The organism is Paludibaculum fermentans (assembly GCF_051172195.1).
In the GTDB taxonomy this organism is placed as follows: Bacteria; Acidobacteriota; Terriglobia; order Bryobacterales; family Bryobacteraceae; genus Paludibaculum; species Paludibaculum fermentans_A.
Genome location: NZ_JBPJAQ010000003.1, coordinates 425,069 through 448,722 on the forward strand (window position 1 = coordinate 425,069; position 23,654 = coordinate 448,722).

19 protein-coding genes are annotated in these 23,654 nt (G+C 61.9%); 11 read left to right on the forward strand and 8 right to left on the reverse strand.

Annotation, left to right across the window (positions count from 1 at the left end):
* The first annotated feature begins 107 nt into the window (after positions 1 to 107).
* Positions 108 to 635 carry a Dps family protein gene (locus ACR9Y2_RS35700; RefSeq protein ID WP_435046684.1) on the forward strand — a complete coding sequence of 176 codons (528 nt, stop codon included), beginning with the start codon at positions 108 to 110 and terminating at the stop codon, positions 633 to 635.
* A 423-nt stretch (positions 636 to 1,058) separates the two neighbouring features.
* Here ACR9Y2_RS35700 and ACR9Y2_RS35705 read toward each other — a convergent pair whose 3' ends face one another.
* Positions 1,059 to 1,766: a hypothetical protein gene (locus ACR9Y2_RS35705; RefSeq protein ID WP_435046685.1), complete on the reverse strand. Its 708-nt coding sequence runs from the start codon at positions 1,764 to 1,766 to the stop codon at positions 1,059 to 1,061.
* Between the two features lie 502 nt (positions 1,767 to 2,268).
* On the opposite strand from ACR9Y2_RS35705, the gene ACR9Y2_RS35710 reads away from it, so the two are divergent.
* From ACR9Y2_RS35710 to ACR9Y2_RS35720, 3 genes are all read left to right on the forward strand, one after another.
* The gene (locus tag ACR9Y2_RS35710) at positions 2,269 to 2,790 is read left to right on the forward strand and encodes a maleylpyruvate isomerase N-terminal domain-containing protein (protein ID WP_435046686.1); all 522 of its coding nucleotides are present in this window, start codon (positions 2,269 to 2,271) and stop codon (positions 2,788 to 2,790) included.
* Between the two features lie 66 nt (positions 2,791 to 2,856).
* On the forward strand, positions 2,857 to 3,678 hold the full coding sequence (locus tag ACR9Y2_RS35715) for a PIG-L deacetylase family protein (RefSeq protein WP_435046687.1): 822 nt from the start codon (positions 2,857 to 2,859) through the stop codon (positions 3,676 to 3,678).
* Positions 3,679 to 3,686: 8 nt separating this feature from the next.
* Positions 3,687 to 5,183: a pyridoxal phosphate-dependent decarboxylase family protein gene (locus ACR9Y2_RS35720; protein WP_435046688.1), complete on the forward strand. Its 1,497-nt coding sequence runs from the start codon at positions 3,687 to 3,689 to the stop codon at positions 5,181 to 5,183.
* A 316-nt stretch (positions 5,184 to 5,499) separates the two neighbouring features.
* Here the strand turns inward: ACR9Y2_RS35720 and ACR9Y2_RS35725 are convergent, their stop codons facing one another.
* Both ACR9Y2_RS35725 and ACR9Y2_RS35730 read right to left on the reverse strand, forming a co-directional pair.
* Complete coding sequence (locus ACR9Y2_RS35725) at positions 5,500 to 6,507, reverse strand: nucleotidyl transferase AbiEii/AbiGii toxin family protein (protein WP_435046689.1); 1,008 nt, start codon at positions 6,505 to 6,507, stop codon at positions 5,500 to 5,502.
* On the reverse strand, positions 6,500 to 7,117 hold the full coding sequence (locus ACR9Y2_RS35730) for a DUF6088 family protein (RefSeq protein WP_435046690.1): 618 nt from the start codon (positions 7,115 to 7,117) through the stop codon (positions 6,500 to 6,502). Before ACR9Y2_RS35730 ends, ACR9Y2_RS35725 begins: the two co-directional genes overlap by 8 nt.
* A gap of 68 nt (positions 7,118 to 7,185) precedes the next feature.
* Between ACR9Y2_RS35730 and ACR9Y2_RS35735 the strand changes: the two genes are divergently transcribed.
* Positions 7,186 to 7,326 carry a hypothetical protein gene (locus tag ACR9Y2_RS35735; protein ID WP_435046691.1) on the forward strand — a complete coding sequence of 47 codons (141 nt, stop codon included), beginning with the start codon at positions 7,186 to 7,188 and terminating at the stop codon, positions 7,324 to 7,326.
* A gap of 27 nt (positions 7,327 to 7,353) precedes the next feature.
* On the opposite strand, the gene ACR9Y2_RS35740 is transcribed toward ACR9Y2_RS35735, so the two are convergent.
* A complete protein-coding gene (locus ACR9Y2_RS35740) occupies positions 7,354 to 8,181 on the reverse strand; it encodes a TIGR03435 family protein (protein WP_435046692.1) in 828 nt (275 codons plus the stop codon).
* A 205-nt stretch (positions 8,182 to 8,386) separates the two neighbouring features.
* Between ACR9Y2_RS35740 and ACR9Y2_RS35745 the strand changes: the two genes are divergently transcribed.
* Together ACR9Y2_RS35745 and ACR9Y2_RS35750 are read left to right on the forward strand one after the other, a co-directional pair.
* The gene (locus tag ACR9Y2_RS35745) at positions 8,387 to 8,707 is read left to right on the forward strand and encodes a type II toxin-antitoxin system RelE/ParE family toxin (RefSeq protein WP_435046693.1); all 321 of its coding nucleotides are present in this window, start codon (positions 8,387 to 8,389) and stop codon (positions 8,705 to 8,707) included.
* Between the two features lie 11 nt (positions 8,708 to 8,718).
* A complete protein-coding gene (locus ACR9Y2_RS35750; RefSeq protein ID WP_435046694.1) occupies positions 8,719 to 9,039 on the forward strand; it encodes a transcriptional regulator in 321 nt (106 codons plus the stop codon).
* A gap of 171 nt (positions 9,040 to 9,210) precedes the next feature.
* Here the strand turns inward: ACR9Y2_RS35750 and ACR9Y2_RS35755 are convergent, their stop codons facing one another.
* A complete protein-coding gene (locus ACR9Y2_RS35755; protein ID WP_435046695.1) occupies positions 9,211 to 10,257 on the reverse strand; it encodes a Fic family protein in 1,047 nt (348 codons plus the stop codon).
* 151 nt (positions 10,258 to 10,408) lie between these two features.
* The gene (locus ACR9Y2_RS35760) at positions 10,409 to 10,975 is read right to left on the reverse strand and encodes a DUF7674 family protein (protein ID WP_435046696.1); all 567 of its coding nucleotides are present in this window, start codon (positions 10,973 to 10,975) and stop codon (positions 10,409 to 10,411) included.
* Positions 10,976 to 11,365: 390 nt separating this feature from the next.
* On the opposite strand from ACR9Y2_RS35760, the gene ACR9Y2_RS35765 reads away from it, so the two are divergent.
* Complete coding sequence (locus ACR9Y2_RS35765) at positions 11,366 to 12,730, forward strand: IS1182 family transposase (RefSeq protein WP_435046697.1); 1,365 nt, start codon at positions 11,366 to 11,368, stop codon at positions 12,728 to 12,730.
* A gap of 360 nt (positions 12,731 to 13,090) precedes the next feature.
* The gene (locus ACR9Y2_RS35770; RefSeq protein ID WP_435046698.1) at positions 13,091 to 16,090 is read left to right on the forward strand and encodes a TrlF family AAA-like ATPase; all 3,000 of its coding nucleotides are present in this window, start codon (positions 13,091 to 13,093) and stop codon (positions 16,088 to 16,090) included.
* A gap of 342 nt (positions 16,091 to 16,432) precedes the next feature.
* Here the strand turns inward: ACR9Y2_RS35770 and ACR9Y2_RS35775 are convergent, their stop codons facing one another.
* On the reverse strand, positions 16,433 to 20,518 hold the full coding sequence (locus ACR9Y2_RS35775) for a DNA topoisomerase 3 (protein WP_435046699.1): 4,086 nt from the start codon (positions 20,516 to 20,518) through the stop codon (positions 16,433 to 16,435).
* An 826-nt stretch (positions 20,519 to 21,344) separates the two neighbouring features.
* On the opposite strand from ACR9Y2_RS35775, the gene ACR9Y2_RS35780 reads away from it, so the two are divergent.
* On the forward strand, positions 21,345 to 22,409 hold the full coding sequence (locus ACR9Y2_RS35780) for an alpha/beta hydrolase (protein ID WP_435046700.1): 1,065 nt from the start codon (positions 21,345 to 21,347) through the stop codon (positions 22,407 to 22,409).
* A gap of 63 nt (positions 22,410 to 22,472) precedes the next feature.
* Here ACR9Y2_RS35780 and ACR9Y2_RS35785 read toward each other — a convergent pair whose 3' ends face one another.
* A complete protein-coding gene (locus tag ACR9Y2_RS35785; protein ID WP_435046701.1) occupies positions 22,473 to 22,991 on the reverse strand; it encodes a DinB family protein in 519 nt (172 codons plus the stop codon).
* 137 nt (positions 22,992 to 23,128) lie between these two features.
* Between ACR9Y2_RS35785 and ACR9Y2_RS35790 the strand changes: the two genes are divergently transcribed.
* The gene (locus ACR9Y2_RS35790) at positions 23,129 to 23,650 is read left to right on the forward strand and encodes a GNAT family N-acetyltransferase (protein ID WP_435046702.1); all 522 of its coding nucleotides are present in this window, start codon (positions 23,129 to 23,131) and stop codon (positions 23,648 to 23,650) included.
* Positions 23,651 to 23,654 lie beyond the last annotated feature (4 nt).

A 23,654-nucleotide genomic window follows, 5' to 3' on the forward strand; every position in this document is an offset into this window, starting at 1 on the left:
TAACGGGACAGTGAGGCGCATGGAGGGGGCCGTCCGGTTCAGCGGTGGCACCCTGTGCGGCTGGCAGATTCCACCCGAAGTGGGCCGCCACTTGCAGAGTAGTGTCCATGCCTCAAAAAGAACAGACCCAGACGTCCACAAAAACGGAGTCGAAGCGGTCGCCGACCAAGCTCGGGTTCAGCGAGCACGCGGTTTCTGAGATTTCAGAGACATTGCGCCACCTCCTGGCCGATGTGTTCAGCCTGTACATGAAGACCAAGAACTTCCACTGGCACATGAATGGGCGCCATTTCCGCGACTACCATCTGCTGCTGGACGAGCAGGCGGCGCAGATCTACGCCATCACCGACGACATCGCCGAGCGCGCCCGGAAGTTGGGCGGAACCACGCTGCGCTCGATTGGAGACATCGCCCGCCACCAGCGGCTGCATGACAACGATCGCGGGGATCTCACTGCACGCGAGATGCTGACGGAACTGCGGGACGACAACTCGTTGCTGGCGAACCTGCTGCGTGATGCCCACGAGGTCTGCGAGAAGCATGACGATGTGGCGACTACGAGCATGATCGAGGTTTGGATCGACGAGGCGGAACGGCGGGCGTGGTTTCTGCGGGAGACCGTCGAGCAGAGCTGAGGGTGAGCTGGTGCTGGGGTAGTCCTTGTGGTGGAGGTCGCCCGCGGCTTCGTTTCGTCAGTGCTCCGTTTCGGCGGCGACCCTGGTTGCTGCCTGGGTGCCCGTCGCTCAGGCAGCGGGTCGCGCTGGTGAACGGAGTGGAGGCTTTCGGTGGCTATCCGCTCTGTTGAAGACGCGACTGGGCCGGGTGCCCGCTTACTGCCGTGCGCGGTTCGCAGCGCGGTGGGGACCCCTCCCTGACGGTCGGGGTTCGCAGCGGCTTCCTTCGCTTTGGCGGCCCGGAGGGGCATGGGGGACTTCTTGACAGTCGCGGCTCCGTTTGCCCAGTGCTCCCGTGGTGGCGGGATATAGTTTTGATTGTCAAAGAGCTTGGCCGGCGGCTTCGTTTCGTGAAGGTGCGGTGACCCGGCCTGGGTGTGGTGTTTAGATGCTGGACACGTTGTGGAGCATGAGGGGCACTCCGTCCAGGACGGGGCTGTTGGGTTCGTTTCGCGGGACGCGCACCGGTTGGAGATCGGCGATCGGATCCTGGTTGTCGGGGTGGTTGGTGTCGGTGCCGGTGGTGAGGTATTCGAGGGCTCTGCGGGGGCGGCCATACCCTTCATAGAAGAAGAGTTCTTCGGTGTTCTTCGTCAGCCGAGTGACTTCGGCCAGGGGGACATTCTCGCGGATGCCCTGGACGAGGTGAGGATGCTGTTGGCCTAAGGCGGCGCGTTCGGTTTGGAGTTTACTGAGTTCTTTGATGGCGCGATAGAGGCCACGTTCGAGGTCGCGGCGATAGCGGGCGTAGCGGTCGAGTTTGGCGGCGTGAGGGTCGGTTTCGGCCAATGGGTCCGTTTCGGCGAGGATGAGCGATTCGAAGTATTCGATGCGGCGGAGGTTCCAGGTGTGGGAGAGGATGCGGTGGAAGATCTCCTCTTCGAGGCAGCCGAAGGGGCGGGTGTCGAGGCGCAAGGTGGCCTGGAGGGCATTGAATTCGGCGCGGTCCTCGGGGGTGATGTCGAGGTTGCGGGCAGTGAAGCCGTGGCTGCGGGCGTTCTGGGAGGCGCGGGCCTTGCCGACGGGGGACACGGGTCCGGTGGAATATTTCGCGTTCGCCTGGTTGGCGTTGATCTGAGCTGCGGTCGCCATGATGTGAATCTCCTTGGTAAATGAAAATGGCCGGCTTGGTGGCCGGCGCGATTTCAGGATAAGGGGTAGGTCAAGGAGAAAGGGGTAGTTTCGGGAAGCGGCTGATGAAAATAAAGGATAAAAAGATTTTGAACTCCTGTGAATGAAAACGGCTTAATGAGGGATATGGGGTAGAAGTGGGCGGGCCGAATGGGTTTCGCGGCTGAGGGCAGCATCCGGAGCCCAGGGCATGCTGGGGGGGCGGTCTGCGGAGCTCACGACCTTTGCAGAACCTGACCGACACAACTACCAGGAGGGTCCCCCGGCCATCTCGTCCCCGAGTTCGCCCCCGGGTAGCGGTCCGTTTAACAAAAGTAAACAAATTGCTAAGGGAGTCGAGAATACCCGCTGCAAGGTAATAGAGACGATCGCGCATTTTTTGAACGGCGCTCTTCTCTTGCCGTAGAGACGGGCGGGCGCATCATGCCCGCAAACCATCACAATCCATTATTCAGAGGAGCATATGACAATCGATTCTTCCCCCCTCTCCGCGCCGACCGCCACCTGCGCCCGCGCGGAAGCCCTGGCCGGCCGCCTGGAACTGGGCGCCCAGGCCCTGGCTGCCTTCGCAAGCACGCTGACAGACACACAGTGGCGCATGCCTGTCCCGAAGGATGGCCGCACGATGGGCGTGATCATCCATCATGTCGCCAGCGTTTACCCGCTGGAAATCCAACTGGCGGAGAAACTCGCCGCCGGCCAGTCCATCGACGGAGTGACGATGGAGGATGTGCATGCGATGAACGCCAGGCACGCAGAAGAGAACAGCGGCATCACCAGGGAAGCGGCGCTGGACCTGCTGGCCCGCAACAGCGCAGCGGCCGCGGCCGCCATCCGCGCCCTCAGCGATGAAGCGCTGGCCATCGCCGCCCCAGTGTCCCTGTATGGCGGCGTACCCCTGACCTGCCAGTTCCTGCTCGAGGATCACGCCGTCCGCCACAGCTACCACCACCTGGGCGGGCTCACCCGCGCACTCAGCGCATAGTCCAAACAATCATGAGATTTGCGCCGGCAGCTCACCACCGCCGGCACGACCGAAGGAGGCGCATTGATGCAAGCACTCAAACTGCTGGCCGTCCTGGCTCACCCCGACGACGAATCGCTTGGCTTTGGCGGCACCCTGGCCAAGTACGCGGCGGAGGGCGTCGAAACACACCTGGTCACCGCGACCCGTGGAGAGCGCGGCCGCTTCTTCGGACACGGCAAGGACGCCGATCCGGCGGAAGTTGGTGCGGTGCGCGAAGCGGAGCTGCGGGCCGCGGCCGCCGTGCTCGGCCTCCGCGAGGTCGCCCTCCTGGGCTATGGCGACGCCGTGCTCGACCAGACGGATCCCTCCGACGCCATCAGAGCCATCGCCGCGCACATCCGCCGCATTCGGCCTCACGTGGTTGTGACGTTTGGCCCGGAAGGAGCGTACGGCCATCCCGACCACATCGCCATCTCCCAATTCACAACAGCCGCCGTAGTGTGTGCCGGTGACGCAGCCTATGCGGCCGGCGAGGGAGCCAATGGCGGTGCGCTGCCGGCCCACCGCGTTGCCAAGCTCCACTACCTGGCCTGGCGCAGCGATAAGTGGGACGCCTACCAGGGCGCGTTCCGCAAACTGACGTCGATGGTGGACGGAGTAGCCCGCCAAGCCACGCCCTGGCCCGATTGGGCGGTGACCACAGTCATCGACACCTCCGCCCATTGGCCAGCGGTCTGGAGAGCGGTGTGCTGCCACCAGTCCCAGATGTCCATTTATGCGCAACTGGAACATCTGGGAGACGAGCAGCAGAAGGCGCTGTGGGGCACGCAGGAGTTCTACCGCGCCTACAGTGCCGTCAATGGGGGGCGCCAGCTGGAGACGGATCTGTTCGAGGGCTTACGCTAATGGGAACGATGATTTCGAATCGAGCCGACCAACTCAGGGGCCGCTCGGCCCCTCTCGAGATGACCGAAGAGCAGTTCCGCGCCTTGGGTCACGACCTGGTGGACCGCATCGCCGGCTTCCTCGCCTCGGTGCGTGAGCGCCCGGTGACGCCGGCCGAGGCGCCCGACGCAGTGCGCGCGGTGCTGGGCGCAACCCAGGCGCTGCCGGAGCTAGGCGCGCCCGCGGGCGACCTGCTGCAACGCGCCGCCGGGCTGCTCTTCGACCACTCGCTGCTGAACGGACATCCGCGTTTCTTCGGCTACATCACCTCGTCCTGCGCGCCGATTGGCATTCTGGCCGAACTGCTGGCCGCGGCGGTGAATGCCAATGTTGGGGCCTGGAAACTCTCTCCGATGGCCACCGAAATAGAGGCGCAGACGATCCGCTGGCTGGCCCAGTTCATAGGCTACCCGGCCGATTGCGGCGGCCTGCTGGTGAGCGGCGGCAACATGGCGAATCTCACCTGTTTCCTGGCCGCGCGCGCCGCGAAGACAGACTGGGATGTTCGCAAGCAAGGCGTCGCCGCGGGGCGCTCCCTTCTTGTCTATGCTTCCCGTGAAACCCACACCTGGCTGCAGAAGGCAGTCGACATCACCGGCCTTGGCACGGACTCGATTCGCTGGATCGACGCGGACCGGCAGCAGCGCATGGATGTCGCCGCGTTGGAGTTGCAGTACACGAGGGATCTGGCGGCGGGCGCCCGGCCCTTCCTCGTCGTCGGCTCGGCCGGAACGGTGAGCACCGGAGCGGTGGACCCCTTGCCGGCACTTGCGGCCTTCTGCCGGGAGCGCGAGCTCTGGTTCCATGTCGACGGAGCCTATGGCGCCTTCGCCGCCGCGACGCCCGACGCGCCGCCGGAGCTGGCGGGCCTTGCGCTGGCGGACTCCGTCGCCGTGGATCCGCACAAGTGGCTGTATGCGCCGCTGGAGGCGGGCTGCGCGTTGGTGCGCAATCCGGCCGCCCTGAGCGAGGCGTTTTCCTATCACCCTTCCTATTACAGCTTCGGAGGCGAAGCCACAAACTACTTCGATATCGGGCCGCAGAATTCGCGCGGCTTTCGGGCCCTGAAGGTTTGGCTCGCCCTGCAACAGGCGGGCGCGGCGCAATACCGCGAGATGATCGGCGATGACATCGCCCTGGCGCGGCGGCTCTTCGAGCTGGCGAGTGAGCACCCGGAGCTGGAAGCGCTGAGCCACAACCTGAGCATCACCACCCTGCGCTACGTGCCACGCGAGCTACGCGAGAGCACCGGCTCCGAACAAACCGAAGTGGAACTGAACCGGCTGAACCAGGAGCTGCTGACGCGCATCGAGAGCAGTGGCCACGCCTTCTGTTCCAACGCGGTTGTGGAAGGGCGCTACGCGCTGCGATTCTGCATCGTTAACTTCCGGACCGCGACGGAAGATATCGAGGCCCTGCCGCAATGGATCGCAGACCTCGGGCGTCAAACGCAGGGCGGGCAGTAGGGACGTCCTGCGGTGTCGTTCGCGCATCTGATCGAGGGAGTCAGGCTGGTTGATTCCTGTGTGCTGTCCATTTCCGACGCACTTACGGCTCTTGGGCTCCCTGCTTGTCGTGGATGGGTGGGCAGAGGGCGTGCACTTTGAGGTCCGTCCCCGCGGTGGTTGAGATTTGTGGACGGCTTGTTTGGCCGGACGTCCGCTGGCCCGTGGGTGGTGGCCAGGTGTGGGACTGACCTAATGAGGGGGCGATGAGCACCGCGGGTGAGTGGCGCGAGCATTGCCTAGAGGCTCATCAGGCTTTCCACGGGCGCGGTGTTGTTCAGTGCGGAGCCGACTCGAGTGCGTTTATGTCGCGCTCCAATTCAGCGAGGGTAGCGAGCATCGTCGGAAAACTTGGAGGATCTCCGAAGAGCATCATCTGCATTTGTTCGTAGTCCTGTTCTAACTCCCTCAGTTGGCCGGTCCCGGCCGGAAGCAGTTTGAATGAACCAGGCAGCGCGAGGTGGTACAGGGCCCATCGGGAGGGATAGAAGTGCTGCTTGAATTCCACGACGTCCCGGAGGAGATTCAGGTTGGCCAAGGCGGCGTCCCGCACCGGGCTCATCGCCAGCTTGCAGAGGTCATAGTAGTGCCGGGAGTGACGGGTTGGGATGAGGCCCTCGCGGTGTGCTTCCTGGTGAAGGATTGTGGCCTTCTCCCAGAAGGTGCGCTCGGCGGCGATGGCCAGGACCGGGCAGGCTGGATCGTCGAACACATTCGGAAACACATCAGCCGCATAAGGCTGGATGCGGTGGTTCGCGGATGGCACCCAGGAGGCCAAGGGCCCGATTTCGAGCCGGACCTCCGGCCGAAGGTAGGCTTCCGTGAATGCGGCTGGATAGGCGATGTTGACGACCTGTGGGTCCTTCTCGTCCATGGCGGCGGAGATGCCGATTCGGCTGTCCTGGAAGATCCGGTTTAGCTCGGGACAGAGTTCCCTGGCGATGAACTCGCCGGCGAGCTGGTTTGCGTTTTTGTTGAGTTTGTCCTGTTGCGTCTTCGAAAGGCGCTCCTCGTTGAATCCCAGTGCGAGTCCGAGCAGCCTCCAATCCAGTACGAGATCAATATCCTCAGAGAAGCGCTGGATGAGCCCGTAAACCTTCGAGAGGGAAGTTCCGCCCTTGAAGACAAGGTGCGATCGAAACGCCGACTCCACGAAGAGCTTCTTCAGCACGAAGCAAACCCAGAAGTCCTTCTCTACGATGGCCGGCCGAATGCCGAGGGATGCAGCGGTATTGGAGAAGAGATCATGGAGGTCCTTCGTGGGGAGGTGAGCCGCCCTATTCACGAAGCCCGTCCCTGGCGATCTCCTGAATGGCGGCATAGACCCAGCCGGTGGCGGTCTTTGTGTCGAGGAGGATCTTCTGGCGGAGCGCCGTCGGGAACTTCTCGCGGATCCGAGAGATGACCTTGGGGGTAATCCGGTCTTCTCCGAAGGCCCTGAGCGCCTGGACGATGAGCCCACTTTCGGGGAGCCGGAAGGCGGCCTCCTTGAGCGCGGTGTGTTCGAAGTCGATGGACTGGCTGCCGATCTGGTAGGTCCGGTTGGGGCCGTCAGAGAGGTAGACGAGGTGAGCGGGGACCTGGGTTGATAGCCCAAGGAGATTCTGGGCGGTTGCTCCTTCGGGTTGGATGCGCCAGGCGAACTTCCGGGCGAGGGCCCGGGCGACCTGATCCAGGTCCGGAGCGACCGGCTGCTTCAGGAGTTCGCTATACCGGGGGTAGTCATAGATGCCCCGGATGACCCGGCGTATGATGCCGCGCTTCTCCAAGCGATGCAGGCCGGAATCGATGGTGGAACGAGTGCCCAGGTCGGCAAAGTCACCTTGGGAGAAGGCATGACCCCTGCCATTGCCGTAGATTCTACTAAGTATTTTGTCCTCAGTGGTTTTGGTCATCTGTGAGCTTTGGTTCCTGCAAGAAAAAATAGCATATTTTTCTTGCAGTTGCCAGGGCTGTGTGGAGAGTGAGCCGGTATTTCGAGGAGTGGCGGCTGGTTCCACTGAGGAATCTGCGGGTGGAGACTGGGGTGGGGTGCCAGATGACAGAGGCGGAGTATGGGGCGTACCAGGCGGGTGTGTATCCGGAGAGGCAGATCCCGGGCTGAAGAGTTTCCCCAGCAGGGCGTCGCGCTTCAGTTGGCGGCTGGGCGCTCGATGTGTTCCACGGTGTATACCGGCAAGGTGTCCTCTTGCCGCTTCAGTTCGAGACCGAGTTTGCGTAGGACATCGAAGATGGTGGGGAGGCCGGCGAACGGATTCACGGCTGTGGCCGTGGCGTTGGGGGGCGGAGGGGGGAGGCGCATGGGGGCCCAGCCTTCGGTGTTCACGGTGAACAGTCCGCTGAGTGCTGTGCGGTTCACGACCGGCAAGTCTGTCCAGTTCGCAATGTAGTGCGCAAGATCGTCCATATCGATGGCTTTTGCATTCAGGGGATGACCCAAGCCGCCAACGAAGTTATGGCCCGCGTCCGGACCAGTTTGGAAGGCGCAGTCTTTCCCGGCGATCGCTGACTTCTGGAGCTTCGGGCCTCCTCTCGCTACGGTGAGCGCATAGACCGGCATTGTTCTGTTCTCCACCCGCATCACGAGTTTGAAACGGCCGGCGAGGAGTTCGCGGACCAATTGCTGAACCCGGTTTCGCGCTTCTCCTTCGGGCAGATTGGGCGGGACGGCGTTGGCGGGCGCTTTCGCTTCGATGTCGTACTTCTCGCGAAGGGCCCATTCGGGCAGGTTGGAGAGACGCGGCGACGGGTTGGACGGCACATCGTAGGCGTAACTCAGCAGGGTATTCACAGAGACCGCGCTGCCCATCAGGTCACCGCCAGGCAGGACTCGGATGCGCGCTCCGGGTGGGTTGGCGGAGAGAGCCGGTTTGATGGTGATCGTTGCAAATGCTCGCGACTGAGCGATGGCCGGCAGAGCTATGAGCGAGCAGATGACCGCTTGGGAGAGTGGTGACATGGTCCAGCCCCTATGGCGGGATTGGACGGCTGGAGGGCGGAGTTTGTTCCCGGAGTGCGGTTCTCTGCGGGATGGGATTCGGTTGGGTGTGTGGTCGGCATGGCGGAGTGAGGCGGGGGCCGGGGGCATTAGGGTGTCCACAGGTCCTCTCAGGACGTCTCATCTCTCCGAGAGTCGATGCTAACGTATATGTTATTATTGAGCCGTGCTCGACGTTCGGGAATACATCGATTCCACAGGACGAAGCCCCTTCACAAAGTGGCTACGCGCACTCAACGTTCATGCTGCCGCGAAAGTGGCGACGGCGCTTGAGCGAGTTGCGGATGGTAACCTGTCCAACGCCAAAGCGGTCGGTAGCGGCGTTCTCGAATACAAGATTGATTTTGGCCCCGGCTACCGAGTTTACTTCGGGCGAGACGGCGACCGGCTGATTATTCTGCTTGTGGGCGGCACGAAGAAGGGTCAAGCGGAAGACATCCTCCGGGCCAAGGCGAATTGGAAAGACTATCGGAACAGAAAGTTATAGGGGAGCACACAATGCCATTGACCAAAGACTTTCGCGAAACGATCCGCGAACGCGCCCAACAGGAACCGAAGTTCCGCAAGGCGTTGCTGCGTGAAGCCATCGAACTCATGCTCTCCGGGGATGAGAAGACGGGCCGAGCGATCCTGCGCAACTATATCAACGCCACCGTTGGCTTCCGGCAATTGGAAGAGGCGACCTCCATCCCCGCTAACAGTCTCATGCGGATGTTTGGGCCGAATGGCAACCCTTCGGCCAAGAACCTGTTTGGGGTCCTCGCTCATCTTCAGGCGCAGGAGGGCGTGAACTTTGAGGTCCGTCCCCGCCGCAGTTGAGATTTGCTCGAAGGCTTGTTCGGCCGGATGGCCCACTGGGCGGTTAGCACGCGCCGCGGTGTGGTCCTCGCGCTTTGATCGAGGGAGTCAGCAGGGCCGATTTCTGTCAATTGGTGCGGTGATTTGGACCTTGGGCGGTGCGCGCGGGTAAACTGCCGGGGGCCGGGCGCGTTAACCGCGGACTACCGTCCACTCTGCTCCACGCCCCCGCCCGCTTAGCCGCACGCGCCCCTCTTTCTTCATCGCCCCCAACACGATTTTGATCAGCGGGACGCTTGCCGCGGGCACCTGTGCGGCCAGTGCGGCCAGTGTGAACGGCTCCATTTGCGCCAGCACCGCCCGCCGCACCAGGTCTGCCTTGGGCACGCGACCGCGTGCCTGTTCCACGTGTTCTTCGAACTCCTGATAGGCCGCGCGCAGCCGACCCAGGAAGAAGTTCCACCACGGCACGAGTTGGTTGCGCCCCGCGTGCCAGTCCACTGAGCAGGCCTTCAGCACATGGTAATACTCGTCCCGGGACTCCTCGATCAGGCGCTCCAGGCTCACAAATCGCGCCACCTGGAAGCCATTGGACTGCAGCAGCAGCGACGTCATCAGCCGCGAAACACGCCCGTTGCCGTCGCGGAACGGGTGGATGCAGAGCAGGTCGAAGACGAATGTCGCAATCACCAGCAGGACCGGCACCTGCCCGTCGTCGAGCGCCGCCTGATAGGCCCGGCACAGGGACTGCACCGCCTGGGCGGTCTCGCGAGCGGGCACGGGCACGAAGCGGACAGACCGGTCGCCGCTGGGGAGGATTTCAATGATTTCGTTATCGCGCCGCTTCCACACCCCGGCGTCGCTGGTCGAGCCGCCCTGCGCCAGCGCGTGCAGTTTCAGCACGACGCCGGGCGTGATGGCAACCCGCGGATCGCGCGCGTAGACCCAGTCCAGTGCTGCTCGATATCCGGCTAACTCCTCTTCCGGCCGGTCTTTCGGAGTAGCACCGCCTAACACCAGCGGCCGCAGCCGGCCTGCCTCCACGGTCACGCCCTCAATGCGGTTGGACGACTCCACGCTCTGGACGATCGCCTGCTCGCGCAGTACGGCGAGGACCTCCGGTTTCTGTTGAACCCAGAGATCCTGCTTGCCCCGCGCCTCCATACACGCGCCGAGGAGCCAGACTGTGCGGATGGGCACGGACAATCCCGCCGAGCGTTCCGGGTCTAGGGATAACATGGACTATCCGAATAATATCCAATTCCAGCGGGACTATCCAATTCCCGATCCATCGAGAAAAGCTGACCGCTCACGCCTGGTGCTGGGACTGGGTGTTGGGGACGGCCTAACGCGGCCCACGGGCCTAGTGGAAAGAATGAGGGTTCGCGGCTTATTGGGATTTGCGGTCCTTGGACGAGTTCACTATTTTTCGCCAGTGGTCCTCCAGTTCGCCAAGGGCAGTACGTAGGCGGTCCGATAACATCCGGCGGGCCGCGGTGTAGCGCTCAGTTTCGGAGCCCAGGAACACGTTCTCAAGGTACGACACGCAGATCGCGTTCTCCAGGTCTGGCGCCGCACTGCCGAATAGTTCGTCTACGAAATCGAGGTGCGCTTGCATCTGCTCGAAGTCGCCGCCCTCGATTGCAGCGCAAGTACCTCTAGCGAAAACCGCCATCTCAGAGTGCAGTAGGCCGCGTTCGCAATCGTCAATCTCTGCGGCGATTGCCGGAAAACGCAGTTCCAGCAGCCGCTCAAACTGACTGCGGCCATCGTTGCCCTGATATGGGACCAGATCACCCATGTCGTTCATATCGTAGATCGGCCAAATGCTGCGCGTCACTCCCCGCCTGGTTTTGGGCACCGATGTAGGGGACGGCCCGCTTCCGGAATCGACGTCGAGATCGAGGTGCTGCGGGCCGCCCTTCGTTCCCGCAAGGCCACGGTGGATGAGATCCACCGATTCGCGAAGGTCTGCCGGGTGGCTAAGGTCATGCAGCCGGATCTGGAGTCGGCGGTATGAGGGAGAGTGACAGTTGGACCCGTCCCAGCGGGGTTTTCCCTCTGCTGATTACAGACTGTTTTGTGCTTTTTGTGGGATATGGCGCAGTGCTGGGCCCTTTTTGACGGGCTGGCGTTGCTGGTCTGCGCGGGGTGGGTGTCGAAGCGAGGGAAAGGATCAGTGATCAGGCCGGTCTGGCCGTGTTTTTGGGTGATTACGCTCAGGTGGAGGCCGGATTTTGACGTTTTGCGGTGGGACGGGCTGGGAGCCTGTCGGAAATAGATTGCGCCCCGCCGTCGATTCGCTGAAGCCTCATTGGTCTTGGCTACATCCAAGCTATATCCCCCAATGAAGAGATTTCGGCCTTGTGATCTGGATCAGCCCTTTCTCCTTCCCCCTTCCCTGCAGGACTGGCTCCCCGAGGGCCACCTGGCTCGCTTCGTCGCGAACGTCGTCGATGCCCTGGATCTGAGCCCCATCCTCGACACCCATGCCCGCAAGGATGGCCGCGGCAAGGCCGCTTACCATCCGATTCTCTTGGTCCGTCTTCTGGTCTACGGCTATGCCGTGGGCAAGCGGAGTTCTCGTCAGTTGGAGCGCGCCACTTACGACGAAGTGCCCTTTCGCTACCTTGCCGCAGATCAGCATCCCGATCACGACACCATCTCCACTTTCCGGCAGGTCCACCTACAGGAACTCGCGAAATTATTTTTGCAGGTTCTCGCTCTCTGCCGGAAGGCCGGCATGGTGCAGTTGGGCCAGATCGCCATTGATGGCAGCAAGCTCGCGGCCAATGCGAGCCAACGCAAATCGCACAGCTACGCCAAACTGAGCGAGCGCGAGCAGAAGTGGCTGGAGACCGTGGAGCAGATCCTTAAAGATGCCCAGGCGAAGGACGAACAGGAAGACAGCGAGTTTGGGCATGGGCGGAGAGGCGATGAATTGCCAGCGGATTTGGCGACGGCGCAGCAGCAATTAGACCGTATTCGCGCTGCGAAGAAGGAACTGGAAGAAGAAGCCCGGCGGCGTGCCGAACAGGCCGCGAAGGAGAAGGCAGCGCAGGGTGGCAAGGCGAAGGACCAATCACAGCGTAAGCGCTGGTACCGATCAGCCAAGGGCGTGCCGTCGCAGAAGGCGCTAGGCAATCTGACGGACCCGCAGTCGCGCGTGATGATTGATGGGGCTAGCAACCGCTATATCCAGGGCTACAACGCGCAAATTGCGGTGGATCAGAAGCAGCAAGTGATCGTGGCAGCGGAAGTGACCAGCCAACAAAACGACCGGCAACAACTGGCTCCGATGGTGGATGCGATGGAGGTCAATGTCCAAGCGAAGTGCGGGTTGATCGTGGCCGACAACGGCTACTGGAATGAAAGGGTCATTGGAGAATTGGGTGAGCGCGGCGTGGACGTGATGGTGCCGCCGGATGGATTCGCGACGTGGCGGCGGACCGGGACGTTGCCGCGCAACGGAGCCAGGGGACCGCTGGCGACCAAGATGAGGGATCGGCTGACGAGCGAACCTGACGCGACGCAGTACAAGAAGCGAAGTGGGATTGTGGAGCCGCTGTTCGGGCTCATCAAGGAGCTAAGACATTACCGCCGATTTCTGTTTCGAGGGCTGGAAAAGGTGAGAGCGGAATGGCAAATGATCTGCATGGCGATGAACGTGTGGAAGCTGCACCGCCACCAACCGCAAGTGGTGCTTGCATGAGGCTGAGATAAGGCCCGAATTCTTGAAAACACCGGCCTAATTGAGCGCTCAATCGCATCCAGAGGCGCAATTGGATCGGTTGTCGGAGGGAACGATCGCCGGGAGGCGCTCCGGCCGCCGCCTGGGTCGGGTTTCGCGGTGGATTTCATTCCGACAGGCTCTCAGGCTGTCCACCGGTCCACCGGTCGGAATCAACGGAACGGTGGCCAGGGCAACCGGGCGGCATTCCTGGGGCATTACACCCAATTGGAGGTGTGATTCTGGTGATTCGCTGTGGGACGGGTCAGGCTGACGGTCCTCACTGTTCCCTTTGGCATCCCATTTGCGCTACAAATGGGATGGAGTTGGAGGAGGACGCCTATGTCATTACAGCCAGAAGTGGGACGCGGTTCTATATGGAGGAAATGGGACTTGCACGTTCACAGTCCCGCCTCCGCTCTAGCGAATGAATTCGCAGACGATTGGGGCAGGTATGTTGCGGCGCTGGCGGCACTCAAAGATATCTCCGTTCTGGGGATCACCGACTACTTCTCAATCGAGGGCTATCGCCGCGTCCTGGAGCACCGCTCCGAGCTCTCCAACATCGACCTCATTCTGCCGAACATCGAGCTGCGCCTCAACACCTTCGTTGGAAAGGGAGCACGGCGGATAAACTATCATGTCATTTTTTCAAACGAAGTAACTCCGGATCAGATCGAAAACCATTTTCTCACCGATCTTCGGTTTCAAAGGGATGGTAGCCTTGGAACTGGCCCCAAAGACTGGCCATTGACTCGGAACAATCTGGAAAATTTAGGCACGGAGCTTAAGGGACAGGGAAACTTTCCCGGTTCTCCCTATGCTGTCGGGTGTATGAATGCGACGGTTGACCCGACACAAGTTCAGAAGGTACTCATCGACAAGGCAAGTGTTTTCGGCGGCAGGTATCTGCTGATTCTAGCAGAGGAGGACCTCTCCAAGCTTCAGTGGGACGGGCAGGATCATCATACTCGCAGGCTCATTATTCAGGGTTGCCACGCTGTGTTTACCGCCAATGAAGGTAGCATCAAGTGGTACCGCGGTGAAGGTGACCTAACACCCAATGAATTTCGTGCAGAGTACAGTAGCCTGAAGCCGTGCTATCACGGTTCAGATGCTCATAGTATTGAAAAGATCGGCAAGCCTGACAAGGGGAGATTTTGCTGGATTAAGGCTGATCCTACATTCGAGGGACTCAAGCAAACACTTTACGAGCCTGCCGAAAGGGTCTTTATCGGAAGCGAGCCGCCTCGGCTCAAGGGCGATTACCAGATCATCGAATCCGTGCGCATCGACAACGCCGCGCAGTGGTTTGACTCAAAGGCGATTCCACTGAACAAAGATCTGGTCACGGTCGTCGGCGGTAAGGGGTCGGGCAAGAGCGCTCTTGCCGAGATGATTGCGTATGCGGGTGGCAGTAAACTGTTTTCCAAACCACAGACGACGCAGAAGCCGGAGGGCTTCCTTGAGGAAACCTTTATAAAACGAGCCACTGCAAAATCTGACGGGAATCCCGCGCCGCTGCATGGCGCGCGAATTGAGCTACGATGGCTTGACGGAAAAGTTGATGTTGCTGAGATCGGCACGCCGCTAAACCACGCCAAAGAGGAAGAGAAAGTCAAGTACTTGCCTCAGAAGTTTGTCGAGAGCCTTTGCGCCGCCGAGAATACCGACGGTTTGCAGCGAGAGATTGAGCGTATCATTTACCTTAATCTCCCGGAGGCCGACAGAGCACGCGCGGGCAGTTTCGACGAACTTCGGAACAGTGCAACTCAGAGCATTACGATGCGTCGAAGGAGCTTCGAGCAAGCGATTCGCGGTTTTAACGAGTCCATATCCCAACGCAACGCCAAGATTGCTCAACAGGCCTTCCGGAACAAAGAACTAGATCAGAGAAGATCTGAGCTTGAAGCCTTGGAGAAACAGCCGCCGACCGTGCCTGCTGAGCACAAGGCTGAGCTGGATAGGGTTGAAGTGCTCACCCGCAGCAAGCAGAATTTGGAGTCGCAAATCGCTGCCCTTAACGAGAAAATTAGCAAGGTTGCCGCATTGGACACCCATGTCGATTTGTTTGTCGAGGCAATTATGCAATATAACGCCAAGGCGCGGATTTTGTCAAAGGACGCTGGACTCGAAAGTAAGGTCGAAGTGTTCTTAGTGGCTCCGCCAACTCAGTCCAAGGAAGTGATCGATGATCATCGGCGAGTACTCGCGGATCAGATCCGCATTCTGCGACAGGGCACCGATGACGGAAAGACACCGTTGACCAATCTAGCCAGTCTTCAAGCTGAGCTTCAGGCGTTAAGAGTGCGATTGGCTGCTGTAGAGACCAAGCGCAAAGAGCATCAGGCCCATATCGAGCAGAAGACCAAGCTTGAGAATTCCATTGATGCGCTTGAGCGTGAGATTCAAGAGGTAAACGTGAAGGAGGTCCCGGCCCTCGGCGCCGACATCGTGGGCAGAGAAGAGAAGTACTGTGAAGTGCTCGATCTTTTGCTGGAAGAACGGCAGGTGTTTGAAAAGTTGTACGGCCCACTCAAGGAAGCCCTCGCCCAGGCGGACTCGACGGCCAAAAAGCTCGGGTTTAACTCGCGGGTTACCTTTGACTCGCGACGTGCTGCCAGTCGGCTCATGGAGCTTTTCGATATGAGGAGCGCCCTTCGGGACGAAGATGAATTGGCTGCTCTATTGGCCGACTTCTTTCGGAAGCTTAGCGAGTGTGTTCGTAAAAAAGAAGAGCTGGAGCGCTTTGACTTACAAGCAGTGCGGAGGACTATTCAGGAGCTTGAGACCAGTCTGGTGGAGAACGTCGATGGTGACAAGACGAAAAAGATCGGTGATCAACTTCGCAGAACTCATACGCGCGAAGAATTTGACAACGAGTTGTTCAATCCGCAATGGTTCATGGTTTCTTACGCCCTTCATTTTGATGGAAAGCAGCTGCAGTTACTTTCCCCAGGCGAAAGAGGCATTGTCCTCTTGCTTCTCTACTTAGAAGCCGAGCAATCTGATCATCGTCCGCTAATAATAGATCAGCCCGAAGACAACCTGGACAATGAATCCATTTATCCCAGCTTAGTCGAATATTTTCGAAAGCGGAAGCATCATCGGCAGATTATCATCATCACCCACAACCCAAACCTCGTAGTTAATACTGACTCCGAACAAGTGATTGTTCCTAGCTTCGACGGAAGTCGGAAGCCGTATCTCACTTACTGGAGCGGGGGACTTGAGAATACTTCTACTATCGATGGGGGTGGGATTCGCGAAAAGGTGTGCAAGGTGCTTGAGGGCGGCCGCGATGCATTTCGTAAACGAGAAGAAAAATACGCAATTGCGTAAGATCGATGGGAGGCACTCGACGATTGCAGGGGTGAGTGTCTGTGTGGGCCGATGTCACTCTCCTGAGGAGTGCCTCCACCCTCTTCATGAAGGGGGCATATCGTACAGGTCGGCGTTTGTTGTGACGGGGGTCTAGGTTGCGCAGGACTCCGTCGCACTTCCGAAGATTGTTCTGTTCGAGTCGGGCAAATGAACGGCATGATTGAGTGGTTTGACGAGAGCAAAGACGCCAGGGCGCTCCGTTCTCCGATCATTCCATTTTGATCGCGAAGTTGGAGATCATTCGTCTTTCGAGCGACCGCTAGACCGTCCAGCCGGTCATCATCCGGTGCATCATCGGCCCTACCCGGCCTTCTCAATAATCCGGAAGATTGGCGCCCCGTACTGCTCCACCAACCTGAGACTCATCCCCGGCACCTCCAGTAACTCCCTGGTCGTCTGTGGCCTCTTTGCCGCTATGGTCTGGAGGGTGCGGTCCGTGAGGATCCTAAAGGCCGGGAGGCCTTTCTTTTTCGCCTCTCCCAGCCGCCAGGCCTTGAGGGCGTCTTCCAGCTTCAGGTTCCTCGCGGGCGGCGGGGTTGCGGCCCTCGGGGCGGAGGCGGCGTTTTCCAGTTCTGCGGCTGGGCGCTTGGGGGGCTTGGATTCCGACTTGGACGCTGACCTGGGTTTGCGCTCGCGCTTGGGTTTGGACTCGGCTGCCTTGGCCGCTGTCCTCGGGGCTCTTGCGGCGGCTGCGGTTGTCTTCTTGCGGCTGCGCTTGGCTCTGGGAATCGCTTCGATTTCCACCGGTAGGCGGAGGGCGGCTACCGCGTCTTCGGCCCAGCCGGCGTCCGAGATGCGGACGCGGCGGAATTCGATTTCCTTGCCGTCCTTGGTGAACGAGGTGTCCGTGATCACGATCAGGCCGCTGCGGGCCATGGCTCCGATTAGTTCTTCAAACGTCCGGCGGTCCAGGACCGCGTCGGGGAAGACCTGGGTGTAAAGGCGGCCGGCGGAGACGGCTTCGATTTTCTTCAGGGCCTCAAGGATTTGGGTCGCTCTTGCGGTTTCCTTGGGGGTGGCTTCGCGGAGCTGCTGGGCTATGGTTTCGTCGGGGGCGCAGATGTCGCAGTGGCCGCAGCGGCGGTTCAGGTCCTCACTGTCTCCGAAGTAGCGCAACAGGGCCAGCATGCGGCAGGAGGAGACTTCGCAGTACGAGAGCATCTTTTGGAACTGCGCCATCTTGTGCTCGCGCTGCTCGATGTAGGATTCGCGCCATTGCACGGAGCCGAGGCTGAGGTTTTCGGCGTAGTCGACGACCGCTCCGCCGTGGATCCAGAGTTTTTCCATGGCGATGTCGAATTCGTCCTCGGCCATGCGGACACGGGCTCGGACGAGGTCCTTGGGCTGGGCGTCGGGGGTGAGCGCCTTGTAGATTTTGGCGACGACGTCGGGTTCCGGATAGTCGCGTTCGTAGAAGAAGTCGTGGGTGTAGCGATCGGCGTAGGAGTGCATCAGGATGGCGCGGGCGGGGAGCCCGTCGCGGCCGGCTCGGCCGATTTCCTGGTAGTAGCCTTCGACGCTGGAGGGCAGGGCAGTGTGGATGACGGTGCGGACGTCGGCCTTGTCGACGCCCATACCGAAAGCGGTGGTGGCGACGATGACTTCGAGTTTGCCCTGGAGGAAGCCGGTCTGGACCTTTTCGCGGCGGTCGGCTTCCATGCCGGCGTGGTAGGCGGCGGAGGGGAAGGAGCCGGCGAGGAGGGCGGCGAGGGATTCGGCGTCCTTGCGTTTGGGGGCGTAGATGATGGCGGGGCGGTGTTCGTCGTCCTGGAGGAGTTCGAGGGCGAGTTTGGCGCGGCTGCCGGGCGGGGCTTTGACGACTTCGATGGCGATGTTCTCGCGGCGGAAGCCGTGGATGAGGGATTCGGCGGAGTGGAGGCCGAGTTGGACGGCGATGTCGCGTTGGACGAGGGGGGTGGCGGTGGCGGTGAGGGCGATGACGGGCGCGGGGCGGAGGCCGGGCAGGTGCTGGCCGATGTTGCGGTAGTCGGGGCGGAAGTCGTGGCCCCATTGGGAGATGCAGTGGGCTTCGTCGATGGCGACGAGGGTAGGCTTGCGCTTGGCGAGCATCTCGGGGAAGCCCTGGACGCGGAGGCGTTCGGGGGCGATGAAGAGGAAGTCGAGTTCGCCGGCGAGGTAGGCGAGGCAGGTTTCGCGGGAGGCGGCGCGGTCGCGATTGGAGTGGATCCGTTCGGCGGCGAAGCCCATGGCGTTGAGCTTGGCGACCTGGTCCTCCATGAGGGCGATGAGGGGGCTGATGACGAGGGTGGTGCCGCCACGGGCGACTCCGGGGAGCTGGTAGCAGAGGGATTTGCCGGAGCCGGTGGGCATGACGAGGAGGACGTCCTTGTCTTCCATGACGGCGCGGCAGACGGCTTCCTGATTTGGGCGGTAGCCGGGGAAGCGGAAGCGGGTGTGGAGGATGTCGTCGAGGGAGCCGGTGACGGCCTGGCGTTGGGCGCGGACGATGTCGCGGGTGGGGACGCGGGTGTGCTGGGTGCGCTCGGCGGCAATGGCTCCGCTGAAGGCTTTGCCGACGGCTTCGCGGACGTACTCCTCGATGCCGTGGAGGAAGGGCTGGAGTTCCGCCTGGCCGCGTTCGATGCGCTTGAGGTGGGCTTCCCACTGGCCGGTCATGGCGGGGCTTTTCACTTCGGGGTGGACGACTTCGATGAGGCGGATGCCTTTGTCGGTGGCTTCCAGGCTTTTGCCACGGCGCTCGATGAAGCCGCGTTTGAGGAGGACTTCGATGATCTGGGCGCGGGTGGCGGGGGTGCCGAGGCCGCTCTCCTTCATGGCGTCGGAGAGTTCCTTGTCGTCGAGGGTTTTGCCGGCCGTTTCCATGGCGGTGAGCAGGGTGCCTTCGGTGAGGCGCTTGGGGGGGCGGGTGCGCTTTTCGATGGCGTCGGCGCCCAGGACGGTTTGGGGCTGGTTGGGGGTGAGGCCGGGGGGGAGTTCCTGGCTGTCGTCGGCTCCGGTGTCGTCGTTGTCGTCAGAGGCTGCGCCCCGGGGTTTCTTTTCCTTTTTGCGGGTGACGATGTCGAGGACTTTCCAGCCGGTTTGCTGGATGGCGGTGCCGCTGGAGTGGAAGCGGTCGTCGACGGTGCTCTTTACGAGGGTGATGACTGTGGTGACGGACCAGATGTGGTCGTCGTGCCAGGCGGAGAGGAGGCGGCGGCAGATGAGGTCGAAGATGCGTTGTTCCTCGCTGTTGAGGGAGGCGCGCTCGGCTGAGACTCCGGTGGGGATGATGGCGTGGTGGTCTGTGACCTTGGTGTCGTCGACGTAACGTTTATTGAGGGGGCGTTCGCCGGTGCCGGGGGCGAGGTGGGCCTGGTAGGGAGCGGCGATGCCGGCTACGATTTTGGGCAGGGTTTTGGCGACGTCGGCGGAGAGGTGGCGGCTGTCGGTACGGGGGTAGCTGATGAGTTTGTGGCGTTCGTAGAGGGCCTGGGCGGTGTCGAGGGTGCGTTGGGCGCTCATGCCGTAGAGGCGGTTGGCGTGGCGCTGGAGTTCGGTGAGGTCGTAGAGGCCGGGCGGCGGCATGCGCTTGGTCTGGGCCTCGATCTTCTCGATGTGGGCGGTGCCGGTTTTGACGCGTTCGACGATGGCGTTGGCTTCGATGCCGTCGGCGGGGAGGCGTGAGGAGGCGTCGAGGGTTTCGCCGCCAGGGCGGAACCAGGTGCCGGAGTAGGAGCGGTCGTCGCCGGGGGAGAATTCGGCGGTGACGGTGTAGTAGTCCTCGGGTACGAAGTGGCGGATGGCGAGTTCGCGTTCGACGACCATGGCGAGGGTGGGGGTCTGGACGCGGCCGACGGAGAAGTCCTCGCCGTGGCCGAGGGTGTAGGCGCGGGAGAGGTTCATGCCGACGAGCCAGTCGGCGCGGCTGCGGCCTCGGGCGGCGTCGGCGAGGTGGTCGTAGGTGGCTCCGGCTTTCACCTTTTCGAAGCCGTCGCGGATGGCGTCGGGGGTGAGGGAGGAGATCCAGAGGCGGCGGACGGGTTTGTCGGAGCCGGCGGCTTCGTAGATGTAGCGGAAGATGAGCTCGCCTTCGCGGCCGGCGTCGGTGGCGCAGATGACGTCGGAGATTTTGGGGGAGGTGAGGATCTTGCGGACGACTTCGAACTGGTCTTTGGTCTCCTCGCCGATGACGAGGGGCCACTGCTCGGGGAGCATGGGGAGGGTTTCGCGTTTCCACCATTTCCAGTCGGCGCGGATCTCGTGGGGTTGGGCGAGGGCGACGAGGTGGCCGATGGCCCAGGTGACGACGTAGCCATTGCCGTGCAGGTAGCCCTGACCGGTGGAGGAAGCTTTAAGAACTCTCGCAATGTCGCGTGCCACGGAAGGCTTTTCGGCGATCACTGCGACGCTGAATTGCGACGCCATGCCCGATTCCGAGGATAGCAATGTGGGGTAGTTGGGGGTTTGTGAATCGGTGTGGGGGGTGTGGTAGGGGGGGCGGCGGCCTGGATTGAAGTTTGTGGGGTTGGGGTTGGCGATTTGGGTCTGGGGGTTTGGCTGGGGTATTTGGGGAGGTCCTCCGCTCCCTTACGGTCGCGGCTCAATTGCGGCTCTGAAGGAGGGTTCCTTCGTGGTGGCGGCGCGGTGGTTCGTTGCGGTTTGGGGCGATTTGGCGGCGTGATGGGAATGGGGGCGGTGTTTTTGGGTCTTGGGGTTTGGCTGGGGTATTTGGAGAGGTCCTCCGCTCCCTTACGGTCGCGGCTCAATTGCGCTCTCACGGCGAGTTCGGCTGGTTTGGCGGCGCGGTGGGGACCACTCCCTGACGGTCGTGGTTCGTTGCGGTTTGGGGCGATTTGGCGGCGTGATGGGAATGGGGGCGGTGTTTTTGGGTCTGGGGGTTTGGCTGGGGTATTTGGAGAGGTCCTCCGCTCCCTTACGGTCGCGGCTCAATTGCGGCTCTGAAGGAGGGTTCCTTCGTGGTGGCGGCGCGGTGGTTCGTTGCGGTTTGCGCTCGGGTGGGGTTCACTTTTCTGACTGGTTGAGGATTTTCGTTATGCTGCCCGCTTCTTGACAGTCGCGGCTCCGTTTGTTTGCGGCTCTGTTTGGATCTCCCTGGAAAGTGGTAGGTGCGGACTCTGAGCAAGTGTGGCTTCGACGCCCCTCGATTACGGCATGGATTCCCGGGCTGGATGGGTCAGAGTGGGGGTAGAGCTGGGTCGCGCTCAAGTCCTTGCCTGACCGGAGATTTCGCATGCTACCTGATTCGAAGCCGCAGCGGCGCCTGAGCGCGGCGGTTGTGCCCATTCGCGATACGGACAGAACTTGGGGTGGAGGGCGCTCGGCGGCGTGGCCGCACAATCCGGGCCGCGACGACCAGTGGCTGGTTGAAAATTTGTGGGGGACTCGGGGCGGCTCGCGGCGCGAGTTGGCGTTTGTGCAGCCGGCGGAAGAGGTGGAAGGCCTGGCCCCGGCGCACACGGATCCGGCGAAGACGATTGTGCTGATTCACGGGTTGTGGTTGGCTCCGCCGTGCTGGGCGTCCTGGCGATCGTATTACGAGGCGCGGGGGTACCAGGTGTTGACTCCGGCGTGGCCACGGATGGAGGGCCGGCTGGAGGAGATCCGGCGGGATCCGGCGCGGCTGGCGGGCCTGGGGCTGCGCGAGATTACGGATCACTACGACCGGCTGATCCGGGCGTTGCCGGCTCCGCCGATCCTGATGGGCCATTGCCTGGGCGGGCTGGTGGTGCAGATGCTGCTGGATCGAGGGTTGGGTGCGGCGGGGGTGGCGATCCACTCGGCACTGCCGAAAGGGGTGGTGGGGCTGCCGCTGGGGATCCTGAGTTCGGTGTGGCCGGCGTTGTCGCGTTCGTTCCATGCGAACCACACGGTGATGCTGCCGTTCAACGTGTTCCGGAGCATCTTCGCGAATACCCTGAGCGACGGGGAGGCGATCAAGGTTTACCAGAAGAACATTGTGCCGGGGCCATGCAGGCCGTTGTACCAGTCCTTGTTCTCCGCTTTGACTTCGCACTCGGACGCGACGGTGAATTTCGGCAATGCGGAGCGGGCTCCGCTGCTGCTGGTGGCGGGTGGGGCGGACCAGTTTGCTCCGGCGGAGCTGAGCAGACAGAACTATGAGCGGTATGGGCGGTCGCCGGCGGTGACGGCGTTCCAGGAGTTTTCGGGGCGGTCGCACCTGGTGCTGGTGCAACCGGGTTGGCAGGTGGTGGCGGGCTATGCGCTGAGTTGGGCGCAGGAGAATGCGCGGCGGGATGGGCTGACGGAATTGGCGCGGGGTGAAGGAATCGCCTAGGTCCAGGCCAGGCCCGGGAGGAGGGTCTCGCGGGCCTGGCCTGGAGGGTGGAGAGGAGTGCGGTTAGCGGCCTTCGCTGGAGGGGGGCACGAGGCCCTTGAGGCGGAGGTAGGTGACCATGTTGCCGTAGTGTTCGTAGTCGTGAACGACGTTGAAGTCGAGGATGCCGAGGGCGGGGCGCTCGGAGTTGAAGAACTTCACCTTGGCGGCGCCTTTGGCATCGGTCATGGTGTCGTAGGCTTTGTCGCAGTACTTGAAAGAGTCCTGCAGGGCCTGCACCAGGTCGGCCTTCTTGGTCTGGCTTTTCTCGATCCCGCTGGTGGGGGCCTTCTCGCCGAGGGCGGCGGAGCAGAACATGAAGTTGGCGTCCGCGACATGGCCTACCAGTTGGCCGAAGGAGCGGATATCGGGGGTCGGCTTGTAGGCGTACTGTTCCTCAGGCATCTTTTCGGCAGCCTTCACGAGGTTGCCCTTGGCCATGGTGTAGAGGCCTTTGGTGGAGGTGCTGAGCGGGTTGTCGGTGCTCTGTCCAAAGGCGCAGGCCGAGAGAGTCAGAAGCAGGGTCGGGATCAGGAATCGCATGGGGGCAGGATGGCAGGCCCGGGGCGGGGAGTCAACCAACGGGGTGTGAAGTTTTCATTGTCCAGCGGGTGACGGTGGACGGGCGGGGCAAGTAGCCGCCCGGCGGCGGCGTGGTGGAGCTACGCTATGAGTGAGCAATGCAGATCTGGTGTGTCCGGCCCGAGGAATTCGCGCCCTTGCGCGAGGATCTAATCGAATTACTACAAGATGCCGTCGAAAGCGGCGCCTCGGTGGGATTCCTGCCCCCTTTGACTCGTGAGGCGGCTGACGAGTATTGGAGCGGCGTGGAGCAGCGCCTGCGCAACCGTGCGATCGAATTGCTGGCGGCGCGCGATGAGAACGGGGTATTGGGATCGGTCCAACTGGCGATGCCGCCGAGCCAGAACGGCCGCCACCGGGCGGAGATCACGAAGTTGCTGGTGCACCGGCGGGCCCGAAGGCGGGGTGTGGGCCGGGCGCTGATGAATGCGGTGGAGGTGCAGGCGGCGGCGTTGGGGCGGAAGCTGCTGGTGCTGGACACCCGCAAGGGTGACTTCGCCGAGCGGTTATACGCCGCGATGGGGTATGTCCGGTTCGGCGAAGTGCCTCGCTATGCGCGCAGCGCCAGTGGGGAGCTGCACACGACGGTGTTCTTCTATCGGGACCTGGGCGTCGAGTAGCCCG

Bases quoted from the DNA above. Each gene is read 5' to 3' on its own strand.
- ACR9Y2_RS35700 (WP_435046684.1), top strand. From the start codon at position 108: ATGCCTCAAAAAGAACAGACCCAGACGTCCACAAAAACGGAGTCGAAG.
- ACR9Y2_RS35705 (WP_435046685.1), bottom strand. From the start codon at position 1,766: ATGGCGACCGCAGCTCAGATCAACGCCAACCAGGCGAACGCGAAATAT.
- ACR9Y2_RS35710 (WP_435046686.1), top strand. From the start codon at position 2,269: ATGACAATCGATTCTTCCCCCCTCTCCGCGCCGACCGCCACCTGCGCC.
- ACR9Y2_RS35715 (WP_435046687.1), top strand. From the start codon at position 2,857: ATGCAAGCACTCAAACTGCTGGCCGTCCTGGCTCACCCCGACGACGAA.
- ACR9Y2_RS35720 (WP_435046688.1), top strand. From the start codon at position 3,687: ATGATTTCGAATCGAGCCGACCAACTCAGGGGCCGCTCGGCCCCTCTC.
- ACR9Y2_RS35730 (WP_435046690.1), bottom strand. From the start codon at position 7,117: ATGACCAAAACCACTGAGGACAAAATACTTAGTAGAATCTACGGCAAT.
- ACR9Y2_RS35740 (WP_435046692.1), bottom strand. From the start codon at position 8,181: ATGTCACCACTCTCCCAAGCGGTCATCTGCTCGCTCATAGCTCTGCCG.
- ACR9Y2_RS35750 (WP_435046694.1), top strand. From the start codon at position 8,719: ATGCCATTGACCAAAGACTTTCGCGAAACGATCCGCGAACGCGCCCAA.
- ACR9Y2_RS35755 (WP_435046695.1), bottom strand. From the start codon at position 10,257: ATGTTATCCCTAGACCCGGAACGCTCGGCGGGATTGTCCGTGCCCATC.
- ACR9Y2_RS35765 (WP_435046697.1), top strand. From the start codon at position 11,366: ATGAAGAGATTTCGGCCTTGTGATCTGGATCAGCCCTTTCTCCTTCCC.
- ACR9Y2_RS35770 (WP_435046698.1), top strand. From the start codon at position 13,091: ATGTCATTACAGCCAGAAGTGGGACGCGGTTCTATATGGAGGAAATGG.
- ACR9Y2_RS35775 (WP_435046699.1), bottom strand. From the start codon at position 20,518: ATGGCGTCGCAATTCAGCGTCGCAGTGATCGCCGAAAAGCCTTCCGTG.
- ACR9Y2_RS35780 (WP_435046700.1), top strand. From the start codon at position 21,345: ATGCTACCTGATTCGAAGCCGCAGCGGCGCCTGAGCGCGGCGGTTGTG.
- ACR9Y2_RS35785 (WP_435046701.1), bottom strand. From the start codon at position 22,991: ATGCGATTCCTGATCCCGACCCTGCTTCTGACTCTCTCGGCCTGCGCC.
- ACR9Y2_RS35790 (WP_435046702.1), top strand. From the start codon at position 23,129: ATGCAGATCTGGTGTGTCCGGCCCGAGGAATTCGCGCCCTTGCGCGAG.